Here is a 20,533-nt window from a genome sequence, read left to right as displayed (position 1 = left end):
CTGATAGCTTCATCTATCCCTTAACTGAGGCTGCCAGCATCGATCCTTAGCAGAATAATGCAATTCCAACCGTTGCCCCTTACCAAATGGATAAATCTCATCGCGAAACATGATTCGCTCTGGCCCTGCCCAGCCCTCGGGCGCCGTCAGCGTCAGGTGTTCATCTTGAACGTCGAGGTCAAGCCAACATCCTCGATAGCGTAACCGCAAGCGCAAACCACTCAATTCCTCAGGTAGGCAAGGATTGAGCCGCAGCAACCCATCACGGACTTCCAGCCCTGTATGACCGCGCTGGATAATATCAACGCTTCCCGCCATTGCCCCCAAATGAATGCCCTCTTGGGTCGTGCCGCCCTGGCTATCCTCGATATCGCTTTGCAATACTTGCTGGAATAATTGCCAGGCTTGGAGACGATCCGAGCGTGCTAACACCCAGGATGTTACAACCCGACTGAGTGTCGAACCGTGGGAAGTACGTTGCTGATAGTATTCGATAGTGCGGGGAATTAGTTCGCCTGAGAATGGATACCCGAGTTGGGCAAAGATGTCGCCCAATTCCTCGGTCGAGAAGAGATAGAACAGCATTAATACATCAGCCTGCTTCGAGGCCTTGTAGCGATTGACGGTATCTCCTTCCGCATCGAGTATTCGGTCGAGACGATGGATGTCCCCATAACGTTCACGGTAACCAGCCCAGTCGAACTCCAATAGATGTTCGTAGCCCTCAAACTGGCTAGGGATACCTTCCTCATTGAACGGCACAAACAATTTTTGCCCAATACTAATCCAGTCGCGGACATCATCATCAGAGAGACTCAGCGATTCGGCCAGCTCCTGTCTGCGTCGTTTACCTATTAATTCATAAGCATTCGCCGCTCGCTCCAGCACCCAGGCAGCCATGACATTGGTATAGGTATTGTTGTCGAGTCCCGGTGCCGCCGCGTCGGGATAACGATCATGAAACTCATCAGGCCCCATTACACCCCGTATGTCGTAACGCTTGCGCTGTTCATTCCAGCTTGCAGCGCTCGCCCAAAAACGTGCGATTTCGAAAAGCACCTCAGCGCCATAATAGGCCAGGAATTCACGGTCCTCGGTCACCTCGTAGTAGCGCCATACGTTATAGGCCACCGCAGCATTGACGTGTCGCTGCAACGAACTATTGTCGGGAATCCAATGACCAGACTTCGGATTGAGATGAACCTGTTGACTCTCTTCTCGCCCATCACTCCCACTCTGCCAAGGGTACATAGCACCTCGATAACCGGCCTCACGTGCTGAATAGCGGGCTTCGTCCAGACGCCTGTAGCGATAGCAAAGCAGCGCCCGGGTAATCTCTGGTATTCGATAGTTCAAGAATGGAAAGATGAACAGCTCATCCCAGAAAATGTGACCTCGGTAAGCCTCACCGTGCAGCCCCCGAGCAGGAACGCCGACGTCCAAGTCGACGCTATGCGGCGAGACTGTCTGTAGCAAGTGGAAAATGTGAAGTCGCAGGATCATCTGGGTACGCCCACCTCCCTTGAGTTCAACATCACAGCGTTGCCAGAGATGTGACCAGACCCGACGATGACTTTCCAGTAATTCACTGAACGTTCCTGCCCGAGCCACCGACTGGCTGGCAGCGAGCCCAGGTTCGGCAATCGCCTTGTCACGTGAGGTATGTAGCGCAACGATCTTCTCAACCACAATCTCAGCACCTGCCGTAATATCTAGTGTCATCTCCTGAGCGATGTAGCCCCGCTCTTCGATGACCTGTCGCTCCCCCTGGATGTCTCGCCCTGCAACACGCAGGTGTGTACGCGCTGCTTGGGCGATATGTACTTTTGATTGACTGGTCTTGACCTGGAGTCCAATGGTGTCCTCGTTCAGCACCTCTGTGGCTAGCGGTACCAGATGAGTACTGGCAAGTTGACGGTATCTTTCAACCCCCGCATTAATAACTCGGCCATCCAGGGCCGAGCGAATGATGATACGCCCCGACCAGTTCTCGGGTCGGATGCGCCACTCAATGGCACCCAGGTGGGGATACGCCATGTGCACTAGCCGCTGGGTCATTAATGTTGTTTCGCGCCCCTGGCGGTCACGAAAAAGAAGTTGCCGCTTTAGCACACCAGCCTTAATATCCAAGGACTGGTGGTAGTCGAGTAGTTCAACTGCCATGAGGTTTAACCAGTCCCCTCCTTCAGGCCGAAACGTGAGACATAGCCAATTGGGCAAGTTGACCAGATCCTCGTTCTCGATTACTCGTCCGGCAATGTGAGTTGATAGGCGATTGTAGCCTCCCGCAAGGTAGGTTCCCGGGTAGTGAACCTCACCCGCTTCCACCTCACTCGCGGCTCCCCGGGTTGCAAAGTAACCGTTACCCAGCGTGCACAACGCCTCCCGCAATCCCTCTTGAGCAGGATCGAAGTCTTGATATTCCAGCATCCAGTCACTCATAAATCGTCTTCCAGCATGTCGGCAAGATGGCTGAGAAGGCGACCGACAGCATCCGTGTCGCTTAGACGATAGCTAGCAGCCGTGGCCTGCGAGGCGCCGCCGACGAAAATTCCCAGCCCGCCCCGACTACGCAGCGCCGTAAAGGCATCCTCGTCGGTTTCGTCGTCGCCTATGTAGATGGGCACAACTGCCTCGTTCGCCTCTAGACCGAGAGCGCTGAGCAGCCAGACGACAGCTTTACCTTTGTCCCAGGAGAATTGAGGACGCAATTCAAAAATTTTCTTGCCACCAGTACGCCTGAGTTGCGGATGCTCGCGCGCCACAGCGTCGACAGCGGCTTCAATCTGGTCCATGTCTCTCTCTGCGACTAGCCGATAATGTACGGCGAGTGCGAAGCGCTTACGCTCAACGAGCACGCCAGGCACTTCGGCCAAGCGAACCTGTAGCTGTAGCTCAGCCTCATCAAGTGCCGGTAGAAACTCCTCAGCGCGCTCGTGCTGCATTTGCAGACCATCCGGACCAGCGATATCGAAACCATGACTACCGGCATAGACAAGGTTATCGATTCCCACTAGCCCCGCGACATTGGCCCGGTCACGTCCACTGACGATGGCCACGGTGCAACGCTTAGCCAGCCTTTCAAGGAGGTAACGCATGGAGCTATCAAGCACTGCCAGTTCTGGGCGGTCGACAATGGGAGTCAGGGTCCCATCATAATCCAAAAACACCGCCGGCGGCCGATGATCTAGCTGCGCGATGAGTTGGTCAAAGTCCTCCAGCGCATCCGGCAGCAACTGCTCTCGTGCCGTAACATCGCCGCCCAGCAGTTCGGCTAGGTCATCAACAACAATGTCAGCACCATGTGCCAGCAGTTCGTCACGTTGCCGGGCACGGTCAATGCCTATCACTAGCCCACAGCCTGCATCATCGGCAGCTTTGACCCCGGAGAGCGCATCTTCGACCGCAAAAGCTTCGCCTGGTGGGACTGAAAGCAAGCTGGCTGCATAGCAAAATATATCGGGATGCGGCTTACCGTGAAGTTCTAAGCGCTCTGCTTCAATGCCGTCGACCACCACATCGAACAAGTGATCAAGCCCAGTTCTGACAAGGATGTCTTGGGCATTCCTGCTCGACGAAACCAATGCCGTCTTCAGGCCAGCACTGCGTAACGATTCAATCAATGCCACCGAAGACGTAAAGACATCAACCTCCTCCGTTGCCAATAGCTGTTCAAAATAATGCTGCTTGCGATTGCCTAATCCGCAGATAGTCTCCTCATCGGTTGCATCTTGGGGGGTACCAAACGGCAAACTTATTCCACGCGACTTCAGAAAGCTGCTGACGCCGTCATAACGGGGTTTGCCATCGACGTAACGGCGATAGTCTTGCTGAGGATCGAATGCCCTGAAGGGCTCACCGCAGCGTGCGGCACGCTCGGCCAAGTAACCATCAAAGAGCGCTCGCCATGCTTGGCAATGAACGCGTGCTGTATTGGTCACCACACCATCCAGGTCAAAGATGCCGGCCCGATAGTCCAACAGGTTTATTTCCTGTGAAGAGAAGCTTGGTTGTTGCATCGTCTCCCCCCTGCTGCAGTCCGTCCACGGAGTCGTACCGATAGTATAGCTGGCTGTATCAATGTTGAGCTTTGATAAGCCGCCACAAGGCACCGAAAAGGAATCCGCTAACGCTTTTTTCGAGGAAGATTAACAGGTTGGAGGGAAAGCATAGGCGACCCAGCATCGAGATGCATAGGCTCGACAGCTAGATGTTACGAGAGAAATCACCTTTCAAAAAATATGACCCAAGAAGCTTGCGCCACGCTAAAGAATAATTTATGAAAAGTGGCTCGGATGTTAAGCCAAACAGAAGGGAAAACAGCAGAAATGGAGGCGGCCCCAAAAGCCACATCCCGGCACACGCAGCCACCACTACCGTTGCTCCCTTCCGGGCCTGGCGGGGTTCGCAGTTTAGCGTTGCGGGAGGACCTAAGGGGCCACCATAACGGCACACTCGGTTATTAAGTAAGTGTGCTAGTGCTGATGTGGTGGCTACGCCCTGATTTGAACAGGGGACCCCATCATTATGAGTGATGTGCTCTAACCAGCTGAGCTACGTAGCCTTTGCCTCATCAACGGGTGCAGATTATGCCTATCTTAATGACGAAAGGCAAGCCGGAACCCGGTTTGCCTTTCGCGTCAAAATAGCTTTATTGGATAGCGGCGCGTACAGCCTCTGCACCAGGCTCACCGTCGCGTGTGGTCACCCCTTCTAACCACTCGTCCAGCACATCATCATGGGCCTTCAGGTAGTCACGAGCCGCGTCACGGGGCGCTTCACCATCATCCATGATCGAACTCATGAGTTGGTTTTCCATTTCCAATGTAAACGTCATATTGCGCAATAACGTCCCCACATTCGGGCACTCTTCCACGAATCCCGCACGGGTGTTGGTGTGCACCGTCGCACCGCCCAAATCGGGGCCAAAATAGTCATCAGCATCAGAGAGATAAGCCATCTCGAAGTTGGAATTCATGGGGTGCGGCTCCCAGCCCAAAAATACCATCCACTGTTCGTTGGGCACCCGGGCGCGCAGCTCTGCCAGCATTCCTGCTTCGCTTGAGTCAATCACCTGCCAATCGCCTAATCCATAGGCATCGTCATCGATCATTTGCTCGATTAGCTCATTACCGTCATTGCCTGCCTCAATGCCGTGCACGCTGCGCTCGAACTGATCCGCATGCTCGGCCAGATCATTAACCGAGGTCACGCCCGCATCGTAAACGTATTGGGGCACTGCCAGGGTGTATTTTGCCCCCTCCAAATTGGCCACCAAGCGCTCGACCTCTCCACGCTCAATATAAGGGTCGCTAATAGAAGCCATTGAAGGCATCCAGTTACCCAGGAACACATCAAAATCATTGTTCTTCATACCAGCATAGGCAATCGGCACGGAAACCGTGTCCACGCTGGGCTCGTAACCAAGCCCTTCGAGTACTTCACTGGCCAGTGCTGTCGTCGCGGTAATATCGGTCCAACCCACTTCGGCAAAGCGCACCGTGCTGCACTCATCGGCATAAACCGCCGTGGGTAAACCAGCCGCTAACAATAAAGCACCCGCGTAACGCGTAGAAATTCTGCTCATGATCATGCTCCCCTTAAAGCGTCCGCTGCGAACACTCCGCTGCTGTAGTGGTCGCAAGCAGTGGAAATAATCGGCGCCTTTTTATTGATTGAACGTTCAATAAAAAAATGCCATCATGGATAGGTAACCATGCCTACGCCTGGGTTTCAAGCATCTACCCACGCATGGCATTCAACGGATTAGGAGAACGCTGTGCCAAAGGTGGGAATGGAACCGATACGCCGCCAGCAGTTAATTAGCGCAACGATGGTAGCAATTGATGAAGTCGGCCTAGCCGAAACCACGGTTATGCGCATTGCGCGCCATGCGGGTGTTTCAGCAGGCATTATCAGTCACTATTTTGGCGGCAAAGATGGCCTGCTTGAGGCCACTATGCGGCAGATCCTGACTGACCTTACGGATGCTGTTGCGGTGCGCCGCCAAGCGTTGGAAGACGACTCTCCCCGTGCGCATATCGGTGCCATTATCGAGGGCAACTTTGACCGCACGCAGGTCACCGGGCCTGCCGCCAAAACCTGGCTAGCATTTTGGGCCAGCAGTATGCATAAACCCATGCTGCAACGGCTGCAAAACGTCAATGACCGACGCCTCTATGCCAATTTATGCCACCAATTCCGGCGAGTAATGCCTCGCGCCGAGGCACGCAATGCCGCCCGAGGATTAGCCGCCATGATCGATGGCCTATGGCTACGCGGCGCGTTAACGCCAGAAGGCCTTAACGCGGAAGAAGCGCGCCATCTTGCACACACCTATCTCGATCAACTTTTTGCTCATTATGGATGCACCCAGACAGCATCCAACACGCACCGTTAATTTACGTATTCATGGAGACTGACATGGCCGCTCAAGATATACAGCCGCTTTATATTGATGGTCGCCAGGTGAACGCCACGTCAGGCGAAACCTTTACCGTTACCAACCCGTTTGATGGCAGCTTGCTGGCCACCATTGGCCAAGCCAGCCAAGCGGATATCGACACCGCCGTCGACACCGCACAACGGGGCCAGCGTGAATGGGCCGCCATGACCGGCATGGAGCGTTCGCGCATTTTATTGCGCGCCGTGGCGCTGTTAAGAGAGCGTAATGATGAACTCGCTGAGCTTGAAACCCGCAATACCGGAAAGCCGATCAGTGAAACCGCCAGCGTCGATATTGTCACCGGCGCTGATGCGCTGGAGTACTACGCGGGTTTGGCACCTGCCATTGAGGGAAGCCAGATACCCCTGCGCGATAGCTCTTTTGTGTATACCCGCCGCGAGCCATTAGGCGTGATTGGTGCGATTGGTGCGTGGAACTACCCCATTCAAATTGCCTGTTGGAAAGCCGCGCCAGCGCTAGCCGCAGGAAACGCAGTGGTGTTCAAGCCCAGCGAAGTGACCCCGCTCACCGTAATGAAACTGGCAGAGATCTTAACCGAGGCAGGCTTGCCTAACGGCGTCTTTAATGTTGTGCAAGGTGATGGCAGCGTGGGTGCCATGCTCACCGAGCATCCCGGTATCGCCAAGGTGTCGTTCACAGGGGAAGCAGGCACTGGCAAAAAAGTCATGGCTGCGGCGGCCAGCTCTACCTTAAAAGACGTCACCATGGAACTGGGCGGCAAATCGCCACTGCTGGTTTTCGCGGATGCCGATCTCGACCGTGCCGCCGACGCCGCCATGATGGCCAACTTCTACTCCAGCGGCCAAATCTGTACCAATGGCACACGGGTGTTTGTTGAACGCAGCGTAAAAGATGACTTTGAAGCCAAACTGGTCGAACGCGTCAAGCGTATCAAGGCGGGCGACCCCATGGACCCTAGCGTTAACTTTGGTCCACTGGTCAGTTTTGAACATCAAGAAAAAGTGCTCGCCTATATTGCCCTGGGCAAAGAGCAAGGCGCTCGCTTGCTAGTGGGTGGCGACAATTGGGACAGCGGCAGCTTTGCAGAAGGTGCATGGGCCGCCCCCACCGTGTTTACCGACTGCACCGACGATATGCGTATCGTGCGCGAAGAGATCTTCGGCCCAGTGATGTCGGTACTTGCTTTTGATGACGAGGCGGAAGCGATTCGTCGCGCAAATGATACAAACTATGGCTTGGCTGCCGGCGTCTTCAGCGAAAGCCTGAACCGTGCCCATCGCGTGATGCATCAGTTGGAAGCAGGTATCTGTTGGATCAACACCTGGGGTGAATCACCCTCCGAGATGCCGGTAGGTGGCTATAAAGAGTCGGGCATTGGGCGCGAGAACGGTATCGAGACACTCAATCACTATACCCAGACTAAGTCGGTACAGATCGAGATGGGGCCGTTTGAGTCGGTGTTTTAAGGAGTTTTCATGTCTCAACCACGTGAATTTGATTACATCATTATCGGCGCAGGCTCGGCGGGTAATGTGCTCGCTACCCGCCTCACCGAAGATAGTAGCGTCAACGTACTGCTGTTAGAAGCGGGCGGGCCAGACTATCGCTTTGATTTCCGCACTCAAATGCCCGCTGCTTTGGCCTACCCGCTGCAGGGTAAGCGCTACAACTGGGCATTTGAAACCGATCCCGAACCCCACATGGATGGCCGTAGGATGGAGTGTGGTCGCGGCAAAGGGCTAGGCGGCTCCTCACTGATTAACGGCATGTGCTACATCCGCGGCAATGCCCTGGATTACGACAACTGGGCCAAACAGCCTGGCCTCGAAGATTGGGATTATCTGAGCTGCCTGCCCTACTTCAAAAAGAGCGAGAGCCGTGATATTGGTGCCAACAGTTACCACGGCGGTGACGGCCCGGTCAGCGTGACCACGCCGAAAAACAGCAACAACCCGCTATATCGCACCTTTATCGAAGCTGGCAAGCAGGCAGGCTACCCGGAAACCAAAGACGTCAATGGCTACCAGCAAGAGGGCTTCGGCCCTATGGACCGCTTCGTCACGCCCAAGGGACGCCGGTCTTCTACTGCCCGTGGTTATCTGGATATCGCCAAGAAGCGTCATAACCTGACCATCGAAACTCATGCCGTTACCGACATTATTGAGTTTGAAGGGAAGCGTGCCGTGGGTGTTCGTTATGAACAGAGAGGCGAAAAACAGCAGGCCTACGCACGTCGTGAAGTACTTTTGTGCGGTGGTGCCATCGCCTCCCCGCAGATTCTTCAACGCTCAGGTATCGGTAATCCTGAGCTGCTTAAAGAGCTCGACATTGAGCCGGTACATGCCCTGCCCGGCGTGGGTGAAAACCTCCAGGATCACCTGGAGATGTATATTCAATACGAGTGCAAAGAGCCTATCTCACTCTACCCGGCGCTGAAGTGGTTCAATCAGCCGAAAATTGGTGCTGAATGGCTGTTCAATGGTACCGGCGTAGGCGCCAGCAACCAGTTTGAATCATGTGGCTTTATTCGCAGCGGCGATGAGGAAGCGTGGCCTAACCTGCAATACCACTTTCTGCCCATCGCGATTAGCTATAATGGTAAAAGCGCAGTGCAGGCCCATGGCTTCCAGGCCCACGTTGGGTCTATGCGTTCAGAAAGCCGTGGCCGTATTCGGCTAACCTCGAAGGATCCCCACGCCGCGCCTAGCATTCTGTTTAACTACATGGCCAAAGAGAAAGATTGGCAAGAGTTCCGCGATGCCATTCGGCTCACTCGCGATATCATCGCCCAGCCGGCATTTGATAAGTATCGCGGCCGTGAGATAGCCCCAGGGCCCGACGTACAGTCGGATGCTGAACTCGATGCCTTCGTCAAAGAGCATGCCGAAACTGCCTACCACCCCTGCGGTAGTTGCCGCATGGGAAATGATAAAATGGCGGTCACCGATGGCCAGGGTCGTGTTCATGGCATTGAGGGTCTACGCGTCGTCGATGCCTCGCTCTTCCCGGTGATTCCCACCGGCAACCTGAACGCACCCACCATTATGCTGGCGGAAAAAATCGCTGATCGTATCAAAGGTCATGAGCCGCTTCCCCGCGCCAGCGTCGACTACTACGTTGCTAACGGTGCGCCGGCAAAATGCGCCTGAACATTTAGTCGCTTTGTCACTCCAAACGCCATGGCTTATCGCCATGGCGTTTTTTTTGGCGCTAACAACATCGAGCTGTCTCAAACACACCTAAAAACTTGCGCGAGGCGACCCCCATCTGCCAATATTCAAACAAGTGTTCGACTGTCTTTCCAACAGCGATTTTAGAAACGCGTTACCAACAACAGCTGGGCAGTTATAAAGGCCCGCAACAGAGAGAGATATTATGCTCACCCTACTCCTGATCGTGCTCGCCATTGCCGGCTTACTCGTGGTTATGCGTCGCGAAGCAGGCGCACCCGCGGCGCTAGCAGTGCTTGGCGTACTGGGCCTTGTTGGCCTGCTGCTTGACGCCGAAGTGATCGGCGTACTACTGCTGATTGGCGCGGCCGCCGTTGCGGTGACTGGTTTGCCCGCTCTACGCAGCAAATGGTTAACGCCGCGCCTATTCGCCACTTTTAAAAAAGTGGCCCCAAAAGTGTCGGCTACCGAGCGCACGGCACTGGAAGCCGGCAGTGTTTCCTGGGATGGCGAACTATTTTCAGGCAAACCCCAGTGGGAAAAACTGCTCGCCTTTAAAGACGATGGCCTACGCGACGATGAGAAAGCCTTCTTGGCCAATCAGTGTGCGAAAGCAGCGGGTATGTGCAACGCCTGGGACATTGCCCAGGAACGCGCTGACCTCCCCCAGCAGCTTTGGGACTATCTAAAAAAAGAAGGCTTCTTCGGCATGATCATTCCGAAGGAGTACGGCGGTCTTGGCTTCTCAGCCAAAGCTCAGTCAATGGTGCTGCAAAAGCTCTCCGCCAATGAAACTTTGATGGTCACCGTGGGCGTGCCTAACTCGCTCGGCCCTGGCGAGCTACTGTTGAAATACGGTACCCAAGAGCAGAAAGATCACTATCTACCGCGCTTATCCGATGGTCGCGAGATCCCCTGCTTTGGCCTGACCGGCCCCCGCGCGGGTTCTGATGCCACTTCACTGCCCGATACCGGCGTAGTGTGCAAACAGACCATTAACGGCGAAGAAGTGCTTGGCCTGCGCCTTAACTTCGAAAAACGTTGGATCACCCTGGCGCCCATCGCCACTGTGGTGGGTCTTGCCTTCCGTCTGTTTGACCCGGAAAAACTGCTGGGTGACGAAGAAGACCGTGGCATTACCCTGGCGCTGATTCCCCGTGACACCGACGGCATGGAAATCGGCCGTCGCCATCACCCGATCGGCAGCCCGTTTATGAACGGCCCGATTATCGGTAAAGATGTCTTTGTACCGCTGGATACTATCATCGGCGGCCCGGACATGATCGGTCAGGGCTGGCGGATGCTGGTGGAGTGCCTGTCGATTGGTCGCTGCATCACGCTACCGTCTGGCGCTACCGGCACCGCGCGTTACGCCCTGGGCTGGAGCGGCGGCTTCACCCGCGTTCGCCGCCAGTTCAACGTGCCGGTGGCCGAAATGGAAGGCGTGCAAGAGCCCCTCGCCCGCATGGCGGCGCTGGCCTATATTTCCCAGGCCACTGTGTATCAAACCGCCAATATGATCGACCACGGTGAAAAACCTGCGGTGCCCTCGGCCATCCTGAAAAGCCAGTTGACCGAATTCCAGCGCGTGCTGCTCAGCGATGCCATGGATGTTCACGGCGGCAAAGCGGTGACCCTCGGGCCCAGCAATTACCTGGGTATCGGCTATAGCGCCAACCCGGTGGCGATCACCGTGGAAGGCGCCAACATCATGACCCGCAACCTGATGATCTTTGGTCAGGGCGCTATTCGCTGCCACCCATACGTGCTTGAAGAGCTGGCTGCCAAAGACGCCAACGACATGAAGGCGTTCGATAAAGCCTTCTTCGGTCACGCGGGCTTAATCTTCGGTAACGCGGCCCGTGCCTTTACTCTCGGCTTTGGCATCGGTAAAGCCAGCGTGCCTTTTGATGGCCCCGCCACCGCTTACGCCCAGGACATTGCTCGCCTCTCGGCTGGCTTTGGCCTGTGCGCCGACGCCGCCATGGCGAGCCTAGGTTCTGCGCTTAAGAAGCGTGAAATGGTCTCGGCGCGGTTAGGGGATGTACTCTCCAACCTCTACCTTGCCTCCATGGTACTCAAGCAGTGGCAAGCAGGCAGCAAGGTAGAAGGTGAAGAAGCGCTGCTGCACTACAGCTGCCGTTTCTTGCTCCAGCGTGCCGAGCAGGCGTTTGTGGAAATTTTCGACAATCTTCCCAACCGCGCCCTTGGCAAAACGCTTAATGCCTTCGTAATGCCCACCGGTCGTCGCTGGAACAAGCCCCACGACGACCTGGCACGCGATATTGCCAAGCGTATTTCCACTCATAGCGCCCTACGTTCGAAGCTACTGGAAAATACCTGGGATGCGGACGATGGCGAACAACGCAACCCGCTGGCGCGCTATAACGCCCTGCTGGTGGATTATGACCGCGCTGAAGCGATCTACCGTACGCTGAATAAAGCCTATGCCAAAGGCGAGCTACCGCAAACGGCACTACACCCCGAAGCACGCGTTGAGGCTGGCTTAGAAAAAGGCCTGATCAGCGAAGAGGATGCCGCATTCATGCGCACCTTTGAAGCCGAGGTTCTGGAAATGCTCACCGTGGATGATTTCGCCTACGATGCATTCGCCAAGAACAAGTCCACACTAATCGACCATAACGGCAAAGCAACAGCGTCGCCGAAGCAGGAAGAAGCAAACATTAAATAACCATTGCTTTGCAGGTCATCAGCCGGCTCCTGTTTATCAGGGGCCGGTTTTTTTTATAGTTGGCAATTGATTTTTATAGTTGCCAATTGATAGTTGGCAATTTTTCGACCTTCACTTTCTACGCCTAAAAGCGTAGATCGACAATGAAAATACGCGTTGCAAGTTCGCAAACGATCAACTAGCCTTTCGTAAACGAAAGCGATCAGTTTTAATTATTCATATTTCCAACAGCATTACCCAATCGCTATTTCCAATAAAGCTATTTCCAATAACAATGACGCTAGCGAGATCGGCATGTCCTTACATCTGCAAAATATCGATCACATCGTTAACGGTGTGCCTCATATCAGTGGGATAGACCTTGCGCTTGAACCGGGCTCTTTTAATGTACTGCTTGGGCGTACGCTGGCCGGGAAAACCACTCTCATGCGTCTGATGGCAGGGCTTGAGCCCCCTACCCGCGGCAAAATCATCATGGATGGTAAAGACGTCACCAACGTCTCCGTGCGTAAACGCAATGTCTCGATGGTTTATCAGCAGTTTATCAATTACCCCAGTCTCACTGTTTACGACAATATTGCGTCACCTTTGAAACTGGCCAAGCACCCCAAAAGTGACATTGATAGACGCGTTGGCGAAATTGCCGAAATGCTGCATATCGAGCATTTGCTGAAACGCTACCCTCAAGAATTATCGGGCGGTCAACAGCAGCGCACCGCTATGGGCCGTGCATTGATCAAAGATGCCGACTTAATCTTGTTTGATGAGCCGCTAGTCAACTTGGATTACAAACTCCGCGAAGAGCTACGCGATGAGCTGCGGGACCTGTTTAAAGCGCGTAACTGCATTGCCGTTTATGCCACGACGGAACCTAATGAGGCGTTAGCACTGGGCGGCAATACAGCAGTACTTCATGAGGGCAAGTTGCTTCAGTACGGCCCTACCGAACAGGTTTATCGGGAACCTAACGGTCGCTTCAGCGCTGAAATGTTTTCCGAACCGCCCATTAATATCGTTCCAGGCCAGCTGACCGACACCGAGATCACCTTCGATCAAACGCTGCACTTCCCCTGCGACGAAAAGCTAAAACGCTTGGAACCGGGAGACTATGACTTCGGCGTACGGGCATCGCATCTAACACTGCAGCCGCAACAGGCCGATGATTTGGCGCTGGATGTCCATGTGGACGTGGCAGAAATTAGCGGCTCTGAAACCTTTCTGCATGTCCACCATGAGCGCTTTCCGCTAGTGCTACATTTAGCCGGCATTCACCAGTTTAATGTTAACGAACCTTTGAAAGTTTACTTCCCCACCCATCAACTTTACGCCTTCGACAAGCAGGGACATACGGTACATATTCCTGCCCGTCAGGGAGGAGCTGCCCATGGCTGAGATCACTTTAAAGGGCCTGGCGCACTCCTATGAAAAGACACCCAAGGGTGCAGCAGATTACGCCATTCGCCAGATGGACCACGTGTGGCACCAGGGCGGCGCCTATGCGTTATTAGGTCCATCGGGATGTGGTAAATCGACCCTTCTGAATATTATTTCCGGCCTGCTTGAACCCTCGGAAGGTGACGTACTTTTTGACGGCCACCGCGTTAACGAGCTACCGCCTGAAGAACGCAATATTGCCCAGGTTTTTCAGTTTCCGGTGATCTACGACACCATGACGGTGTTCGACAACCTAGCCTTCCCGCTACGCAATATGAACACCCCCGAGTACCGGGTAAAGCCCAAGGTACTCGAAGTTGCCGACATTCTTGAGCTAACCCCGCTATTAGACCGCAAAGCGAAAAACCTCACCGCCGATGAGAAGCAGAAAGTCTCCATGGGGCGTGGCCTGGTACGCGATGACGTAACGGCCATCCTATTTGATGAACCACTGACCGTTATCGATCCGCAGCTCAAGTGGAAATTGCGCCGTAAGCTCAAAGAGATCCACGAGCGCTTCAACATCACCATGATCTACGTGACTCACGATCAGCTGGAGGCCTCTACCTTCGCGGATAAAATTGCCGTGATGTATGACGGTCAAGTGGTTCAATTCGGCACGCCTAGGGAGCTGTTCGAACGGCCTGCGCATACCTTTGTGGGTTACTTTATTGGCAGCCCCGGTATGAATTTTATGGCTGTGGAGCACCAAGCCAATCAGGTAATGTTCGGTGCCCAGCCCCTACCGATTAACGCTCAGCTAAGAAGAGCGGTTGCTACAGCGACGTCCAGCAATATTAAGCTGGGCATCCGCCCGGAATTTATTGCGATCTCCACGAGCCCGACTGCCGAAAGCGTGCCGATCCAGGTCGTCAGCGTGCAAGACCTAGGCACCTACTCCCTGGTGACTTTCTCACTTAATGGACAAACCTTTAAGGCTCGACTCCCTGAGGGACATCCGCCCTTGGGCGAAGCGGCATTTGCTGAGTTCGATAATGCAAAGTTAGCGCTCTATATCGATGAATATTTAGTGGAGACCAGCCATGAATAACAAAGTACCCAACAACAGAGCGTGGCTGCTGGTGCTTCCCATGCTGATATTGGTGGCTTTCTCTGCCGTTATCCCATTAATGACAGTGGTCAACTATTCAGTGCAGGACGTACTCGGTCCCAACGCTAGCTTTTTTACCGGTACCGAGTGGTTTAAAACCATGCTCAACGATGAGGCGCTGCAAGCAGCGTTTCTACGCCAAATTTCGTTCTCGCTGATTATTCTCGCTATCCAGATTCCGCTGGGAATCGGTATTGCGCTGATCATGCCCAAACGTGGCTGGCAGGCCTCGGCGGTGCTGATATTAATCACACTGCCGCTGCTGATTCCGTGGAACGTCGTCGGCAGTATCTGGCAAATCTTTACCCGTGGCGATATCGGCTTAATGGGCTGGGGACTACGCGAGTTAGGCATTGATTACAATATCACAGGCAATGCCAGCGACGCCTGGGTAACGATCGTACTCATGGATGTGTGGCACTGGACACCGCTGGTCGCAATGCTTTGTTACAGCGGATTGCGCTCGATCCCTGAAGCTTACTATCAGGCTGCGCGTATCGATCGTGCCTCAAAGTGGGCAGTGTTTCGCTATATCCAATTGCCCAAGCTTACCAACGTACTCGTTATCGCCGTACTCCTGCGCTTTATGCACTCCTTTATGATCTACGCCGAGCCCTTTGTACTGACCGGCGGCGGACCCGGCAGCTCTACGACCTTTTTAAGTCAATCGCTGGCCACCATGGCGATCGGCCAGCAGGATTTAGGCCCTTCTGCAGCGTTTTCGCTTATCTACTTCCTCGTCATTTTGCTGGTGAGCTGGGTGTTCTATACCACCATCATGAACATGCAGAAAGACAAGCCCCCGCACGGAGGTGCCTAACATGAGCTATCAACTCGAAAACACCCAGCGTGGCGAGAAATACAATACGATTTTTAGCAAAATTTCTCCCGCTAAACGGCGCAACCGCACTGCCCGTGCCCACTGGCGCTCGCGCATCCTGCTTGGCCTTTATCTGGCGCTAATGATTCTGCCCATTTACTGGCTGATCAATATGTCGTTACAAACCAATAGCGAAATTCTAGGTTCCATGACGCTGTGGCCCCAGAACCTTACTTTTGATAACTACATCGGCATCTTCACCAATTCAAGTTGGTACATGGGCTACGTCAATTCGATGCTTTACGTGGCCATGAATATGCTGATTACTATCTGCGTGGCGTTACCGGCCGCGTACGCCTTCAGCCGCTATACCTTTATCGGCGACAAGCACCTGTTCTTCTGGCTGCTGACCAACTTAATGGCCCCCCCCGCCGTCTTTTTGCTGCCCTACTTTCAGCTCTACTACTCGGTAGGTCTTTTCGATACCCACATTGCCGTCGCGCTGGCTCACTGCCTGTTCAATATTCCGCTGGCGATTTGGATTTTGGAAGGCTTCATGAGCAGCGTCCCCAAAGAAATTGATGAAACGGCCTATATCGACGGCTATAGCTTTCCGCGCTTTTTCGTCAAGATTTTCATCCCGATGATCCGCTCCGGGATCGGCGTCACGTTATTCTTCCTGTTCATGTTCTCGTGGGTGGAGCTACTACTGGCCCGCACCCTGACCGCGACCGATGCCCAACCTATCGGCATGATCATGACCCGCACTTCGACGGCTTCTGGGATTGATTGGGGTACCTTAGCCGCCGCCGGTGTACTGACCATTATTCCCGGCATCCTGGTGGTTTATTTCGTTCGTAACCATATCGCCAAGGGCTTTGCCCTGGGCCGTACCTGAGGAGAGCACACTATGTCTTGGATGGTATGGACAATGCCCACCGCCATATTCTTTTCATCCATTGCCGCCATGCTGGCAGGTATGACGATATGGGAGATTTTGTCGCCCACCATTGAGCGCAAAGGGTTTTTACCCATTGCCACCACCCGCGGAGATCGGCTGTTTATCGGCCTACTCTCGGCGGCCTTTATCCACCTGGGAGTGATTGGTTTCACTTCATTATCCATTTGGATAGCACTAGCGGTATCAGCCGTATGGCTGCTGGTTTTAATGCGCTGGGGCTAGCTCGTAAGGGGCTTTAAAAAATCTCACCAGCGGTTAATCGGTATCAAGGACGGCCAAGCCATCATGGAAGAACACAACAAAACGAGGTCACCATGCAAAAGCACGACAATAAAGCCAAACTGATTAAATTCAAACTGACAACCCTCGCCGCCGGCTTGTTGCTGGCATCGGGTACGCTGTCAGCGCAGGAGCAGGACACCCGAGCCATCGCTGAACGGCTGGTCGACGAGCACTTCCAAAACTCCACCCTGAGCCGCGAAGAGCAGATCGAAGAGCTGATGTGGTTTGCCAAGGCCGCCGAGCCCTTTCGAGGTATGGATATCCAAACCGTTGCCGAAGGCTTAACGACTCACGTGTATGAAAGTGAAGTGCTGGCGGAAGCCTTCAGTGAGCTTACCGGTATCAACCTGACCCACAACATCATTGGTGAAGGCGATGTCGTGGACACCATGCAAAACCAGATGCAGTCGGGCAACAGTATCTACGACGGTTTCGTCAACGATACCGACGCCATCGGCACGCATATCCGTTATGGCACTACAATCAACCTTTCCGAGGCGATGGAGAACGAATGGGCCGACTACACATTGCCCACTCTCGATTTGGATGACTTTATCGGCCTGCAATACGGCACCGGGCCGGATGGCAGCATCTATCAATTGCCCACCCAGCAATTCGCTAACCTTTACTGGTTCCGCCATGACTGGTTCCAGCGCGAAGACCTCCAGGAACAGTTCCGTGAAATTTACGGCTACGACCTAGGAGTTCCCACAAACTGGACGGCGTATGAAGATATCGCCGAGTTCTTCACCGAGCACGTGGGTGAAATCGACGGTACCAAGGTATACGGCCATATGGATTACGGGCGCCGTGACCCTTCGTTGGGTTGGCGCTTCCATGACTCCTGGCTCTCTATGGCGGGCATGGGTAGCCAAGGCGTCCCCTCCGGCAACCCGGTGGATGATTGGGGTATTCGCGTTAACGAAGACAGCCAGCCGGTAGGCGCTAGCGTTAGCCGTGGCGGTGCCACTAACTCTCCAGCCTCTGTGTTTGCGATGCAAAAAGCAGTGGATTGGCTAAGCAACTACGCACCTGAAGAAGCCCAGGGCATGACCTTTGGTGAAGCAGGCCCTGTGCCCGCGCAAGGCCATATCGCTCAACAAATCTTCTGGTACACCGCCTTTACCGCTGACATGACCGACCCCGCCGTTGCAGTGACCGACGATGAAGGCAATCCGCTCTGGCGCATGGCGCCTTCGCCCACCGGCCCTTACTGGGAAGAAGGCATGAAAGTTGGCTACCAGGACGTAGGGGCATGGACATTCTTTGACTCGACGCCGGAAGATCGTCGCACCGCGGCATGGCTGTTCGGTCAGTTCACCGTGTCTAAAACGGTATCACTGGAAAAACTAATGCACGGTCTAACGCCAATTCGTGAGTCTGACATCTTCTCAGAACAAATGACCGAAATGGCACCTAAGCTTGGCGGTTTAGTAGAGTTCTATCGCAGCCCCAACGAGTCTAACTGGACCCCCACCGGCACCAACGTACCTGATTACCCACGCATGGCCCCCTTGTGGTGGCAGAACCTGGCACCGGTCATGAGTGGTGAAGTATCGCCACAAGAGGGTCTCGATAAGCTGGCGGCAGACTTAGACAGCACGATGAATCGTCTGGCCCGTGCCAACGTCTTCGATAGTTACGCTCCAGTACTTAACGAAGAGCGCGACCCTCAGTATTGGCTGGACCAGGAAGGCGCGCCAAAAGCCAAACTGGATAACGAAATGCCGCAAGGCACTACCGTTCCTTACGATGAAATGATGAAAGCCTGGATGGAAGCTGGTTCGCGCCAAGAGTAACCAATAGACAAGCTTGCAGGGCGGGCAACCGCCTGCCCTGCCAAGGGTTTCATTGGCGGTATGCCAGAGCAAAAAAGACAACACCCACTGCAGCCGGGCTATTTATTGGTTAATTGGATCCGCTATGAAACTGCGAAATCGAAACATTGAAAAACTACCTACCGATACCTTTGATGCGCTTATTATCGGGGGCGGCATTAATGGCGCAGCCACAGCAGCGGCATTGGCAGGAAAAGGCGCAAAAGTCGCATTGATTGATCGTGGCGACTTCGCTGGCAGCACTAGCATGCACTCCTCTAACCTGGTGTGGGGAGGCATTAAATACATGGAAAGCAAGGATTTTTCACTGGTTCGCAAGCTCTGTAAAAGCCGCAATCACCTGATAAAGAGTTACCCTTCAACGGTACAGGAAATTCGCTTCCTGACCACTATTTCAAAAGGTTTCCGCCATTCGCCACGTTACCTGTGGGCGGGCACCTGGCTTTACTGGCTGATGGGCAACGGCTTCACCAAGCTACCGCGTTTGCTCTCGCCGTTAAAAATCAAGCAAGAAGAACCGATTATTGATGTTGAGGGGGCCGTCGGCGGTTTCGAGTATTCTGATGCCTATCTCCACGATAATGACGCACGTTTTGTATTTAACTTTGTTCGCCAAGCGCTTAACTATGGGGCAATTGCCGCTAACTACGTCGAATCGCTCGGCGCTGAGCGCAAGGGTGACTTATGGGTAACCAAGGCACGCAACGTGATGGACGGCAGTACTTTCGATATCAAAGCCAAGGTACTTATCAATGCTGCGGGGCCTTGGGTCGATCAACATAATGAGCTAACCGGCCAAAAAACCACCCATCATCATCTTTATTCCAAAGGCATTCACCTCATCGTCCCTCAACTAACTGACTCTCAGCGGGTGCTGGCATTTTTTGCCGACGATGGCCGTCTGTTTTTTGTTATACCCATGGGTAATCGTACCTGCATCGGCACCACCGATACCCATATGGAGAACCCCGAGGTCGACGTTACCGCCGATGATATCGCCTTTGTACTGGAGAACATCAATAAACGACTGACATTGGATAAACCACTCACTCAGGGGGACATTATTTCAACCCGTTGCGGCGTACGTCCGTTAGCGATCAAAGATGACCAGGGCAATGACCGCGACTTTCTTCAGCTCTCGCGCAAGCACGTGGTCGATACCAATACCGAAAGTGCCCATATCAGCATCTTTGGCGGCAAGCTAACCGACTGTTTGAATGTTGGCGATGAGATTGCTGAAGAAGTTAGCCGTCTGGGCGTTACCCTATCAGATCCCAATTTTCACTGGTACGGAGAACCTGCTAAGCCCGTGAAACAGCAGTTTATGGATCAAGCCAAGCGTATGAACCTGGATGCCATGACAGCCTCTACCTCATCGGAGCTGCTTTCCACCCGGCTGTGGCGGCGCTACGCCGATCAAGCCTTACCGATGCTTGAGAAAATACGCCAGGACCCTGCGCAAGGCGAAATTTTAATTGAAGGCACCGAATATATTCGCTGCGAGCTTGAGCATGCCCGCGACCATGAGATGATCACCCAGCTTGAAGACTTTCTACGCCGCCGTGCCAAAGTCTCGTTGGTGGTTCATCATGAGCAGTTACGCCAATCAAATGGCTTGAAAGAGGCTTGTCGAGTGTTATTTGGCGACGATGCGGATGAGCACTTTAACAATTACTTTAAACAAAACAGGGACACATCACAGCCTTTTACGCCAGTGGCAAATGCTTAATCGTTTATTAAACTAAAAAGCCCCCTCAACTCAACGAGGGGGCTAATAGTGGTTTCATACATTAACTAG

14 protein-coding genes, 1 tRNA gene and 1 other RNA gene are annotated in these 20,533 nt (G+C 53.9%); 11 read left to right on the top strand and 5 right to left on the bottom strand.

What is annotated here, in order from left to right:
• Window positions 1–9 precede the first annotated feature (9 nt).
• From ACUVOF_RS08350 to ACUVOF_RS08330, 5 genes are all read right to left on the bottom strand, one after another.
• A complete protein-coding gene (locus ACUVOF_RS08350) occupies window positions 10–2,442 on the bottom strand; it encodes a glycoside hydrolase family 65 protein (protein ID WP_447043910.1) in 2,433 nt (810 codons plus the stop codon).
• Window positions 2,439–4,019 (bottom strand): trehalose-phosphatase, encoded by a 1,581-nt coding sequence (gene otsB, locus ACUVOF_RS08345; protein ID WP_447043909.1) that lies wholly within the window; start codon window positions 4,017–4,019, stop codon window positions 2,439–2,441. Before otsB ends, ACUVOF_RS08350 begins: the two co-directional genes overlap by 4 nt.
• A 319-nt stretch (window positions 4,020–4,338) precedes the next feature.
• Window positions 4,339–4,435, bottom strand: an RNA gene (gene ffs / locus ACUVOF_RS08340) — signal recognition particle sRNA small type.
• Between the two features lie 52 nt (window positions 4,436–4,487).
• Window positions 4,488–4,564 (bottom strand) — tRNA-Met (locus ACUVOF_RS08335).
• Window positions 4,565–4,651: 87 nt separating this feature from the next.
• On the bottom strand, window positions 4,652–5,587 hold the full coding sequence (locus tag ACUVOF_RS08330; protein ID WP_447043908.1) for a choline ABC transporter substrate-binding protein: 936 nt from the start codon (window positions 5,585–5,587) through the stop codon (window positions 4,652–4,654).
• 192 nt (window positions 5,588–5,779) lie between these two features.
• Between ACUVOF_RS08330 and betI the strand changes: the two genes are divergently transcribed.
• From betI to ACUVOF_RS08275, 11 genes are all read left to right on the top strand, one after another.
• On the top strand, window positions 5,780–6,400 hold the full coding sequence (betI, locus tag ACUVOF_RS08325) for a transcriptional regulator BetI (protein ID WP_447043907.1): 621 nt from the start codon (window positions 5,780–5,782) through the stop codon (window positions 6,398–6,400).
• A gap of 23 nt (window positions 6,401–6,423) precedes the next feature.
• Window positions 6,424–7,893 (top strand): betaine-aldehyde dehydrogenase, encoded by a 1,470-nt coding sequence (betB, locus tag ACUVOF_RS08320; RefSeq protein ID WP_447043906.1) that lies wholly within the window; start codon window positions 6,424–6,426, stop codon window positions 7,891–7,893.
• Window positions 7,894–7,902: 9 nt separating this feature from the next.
• Window positions 7,903–9,576, top strand: coding sequence for a choline dehydrogenase (gene betA / locus ACUVOF_RS08315; RefSeq protein WP_447043905.1), 1,674 nt, complete (start codon window positions 7,903–7,905; stop codon window positions 9,574–9,576).
• A gap of 226 nt (window positions 9,577–9,802) precedes the next feature.
• Complete coding sequence (locus ACUVOF_RS08310) at window positions 9,803–12,289, top strand: acyl-CoA dehydrogenase (protein ID WP_447043904.1); 2,487 nt, start codon at window positions 9,803–9,805, stop codon at window positions 12,287–12,289.
• A gap of 294 nt (window positions 12,290–12,583) precedes the next feature.
• Complete coding sequence (locus tag ACUVOF_RS08305; protein ID WP_447043903.1) at window positions 12,584–13,681, top strand: ABC transporter ATP-binding protein; 1,098 nt, start codon at window positions 12,584–12,586, stop codon at window positions 13,679–13,681.
• The gene (locus ACUVOF_RS08300; protein ID WP_447043902.1) at window positions 13,674–14,774 is read left to right on the top strand and encodes an ABC transporter ATP-binding protein; all 1,101 of its coding nucleotides are present in this window, start codon (window positions 13,674–13,676) and stop codon (window positions 14,772–14,774) included. The genes ACUVOF_RS08305 and ACUVOF_RS08300 overlap by 8 nt, the downstream gene beginning before the upstream one ends.
• On the top strand, window positions 14,767–15,654 hold the full coding sequence (locus tag ACUVOF_RS08295) for a carbohydrate ABC transporter permease (RefSeq protein WP_447043901.1): 888 nt from the start codon (window positions 14,767–14,769) through the stop codon (window positions 15,652–15,654). The genes ACUVOF_RS08300 and ACUVOF_RS08295 overlap by 8 nt, the downstream gene beginning before the upstream one ends.
• 1 nt (window position 15,655) lies before the next feature.
• Window positions 15,656–16,552, top strand: coding sequence for a carbohydrate ABC transporter permease (locus ACUVOF_RS08290; RefSeq protein WP_447043900.1), 897 nt, complete (start codon window positions 15,656–15,658; stop codon window positions 16,550–16,552).
• A 12-nt stretch (window positions 16,553–16,564) separates the two neighbouring features.
• Window positions 16,565–16,837, top strand: a complete 273-nt coding sequence (locus ACUVOF_RS08285; protein WP_008956665.1) for a DUF2160 domain-containing protein — start codon at window positions 16,565–16,567, stop codon at window positions 16,835–16,837.
• Between the two features lie 92 nt (window positions 16,838–16,929).
• The gene (locus tag ACUVOF_RS08280; RefSeq protein WP_447043899.1) at window positions 16,930–18,696 is read left to right on the top strand and encodes an ABC transporter substrate-binding protein; all 1,767 of its coding nucleotides are present in this window, start codon (window positions 16,930–16,932) and stop codon (window positions 18,694–18,696) included.
• A gap of 124 nt (window positions 18,697–18,820) precedes the next feature.
• Window positions 18,821–20,464 (top strand): glycerol-3-phosphate dehydrogenase/oxidase, encoded by a 1,644-nt coding sequence (locus ACUVOF_RS08275; protein ID WP_447043898.1) that lies wholly within the window; start codon window positions 18,821–18,823, stop codon window positions 20,462–20,464.
• The last annotated feature ends 69 nt before the right edge of the window (window positions 20,465–20,533 follow it).

Source organism: Vreelandella sp. H-I2 (assembly GCF_052959335.1).
Note: the sequence above shows the minus strand (reverse complement) of the source record. Positions and strands in the feature narration are given on the sequence as shown.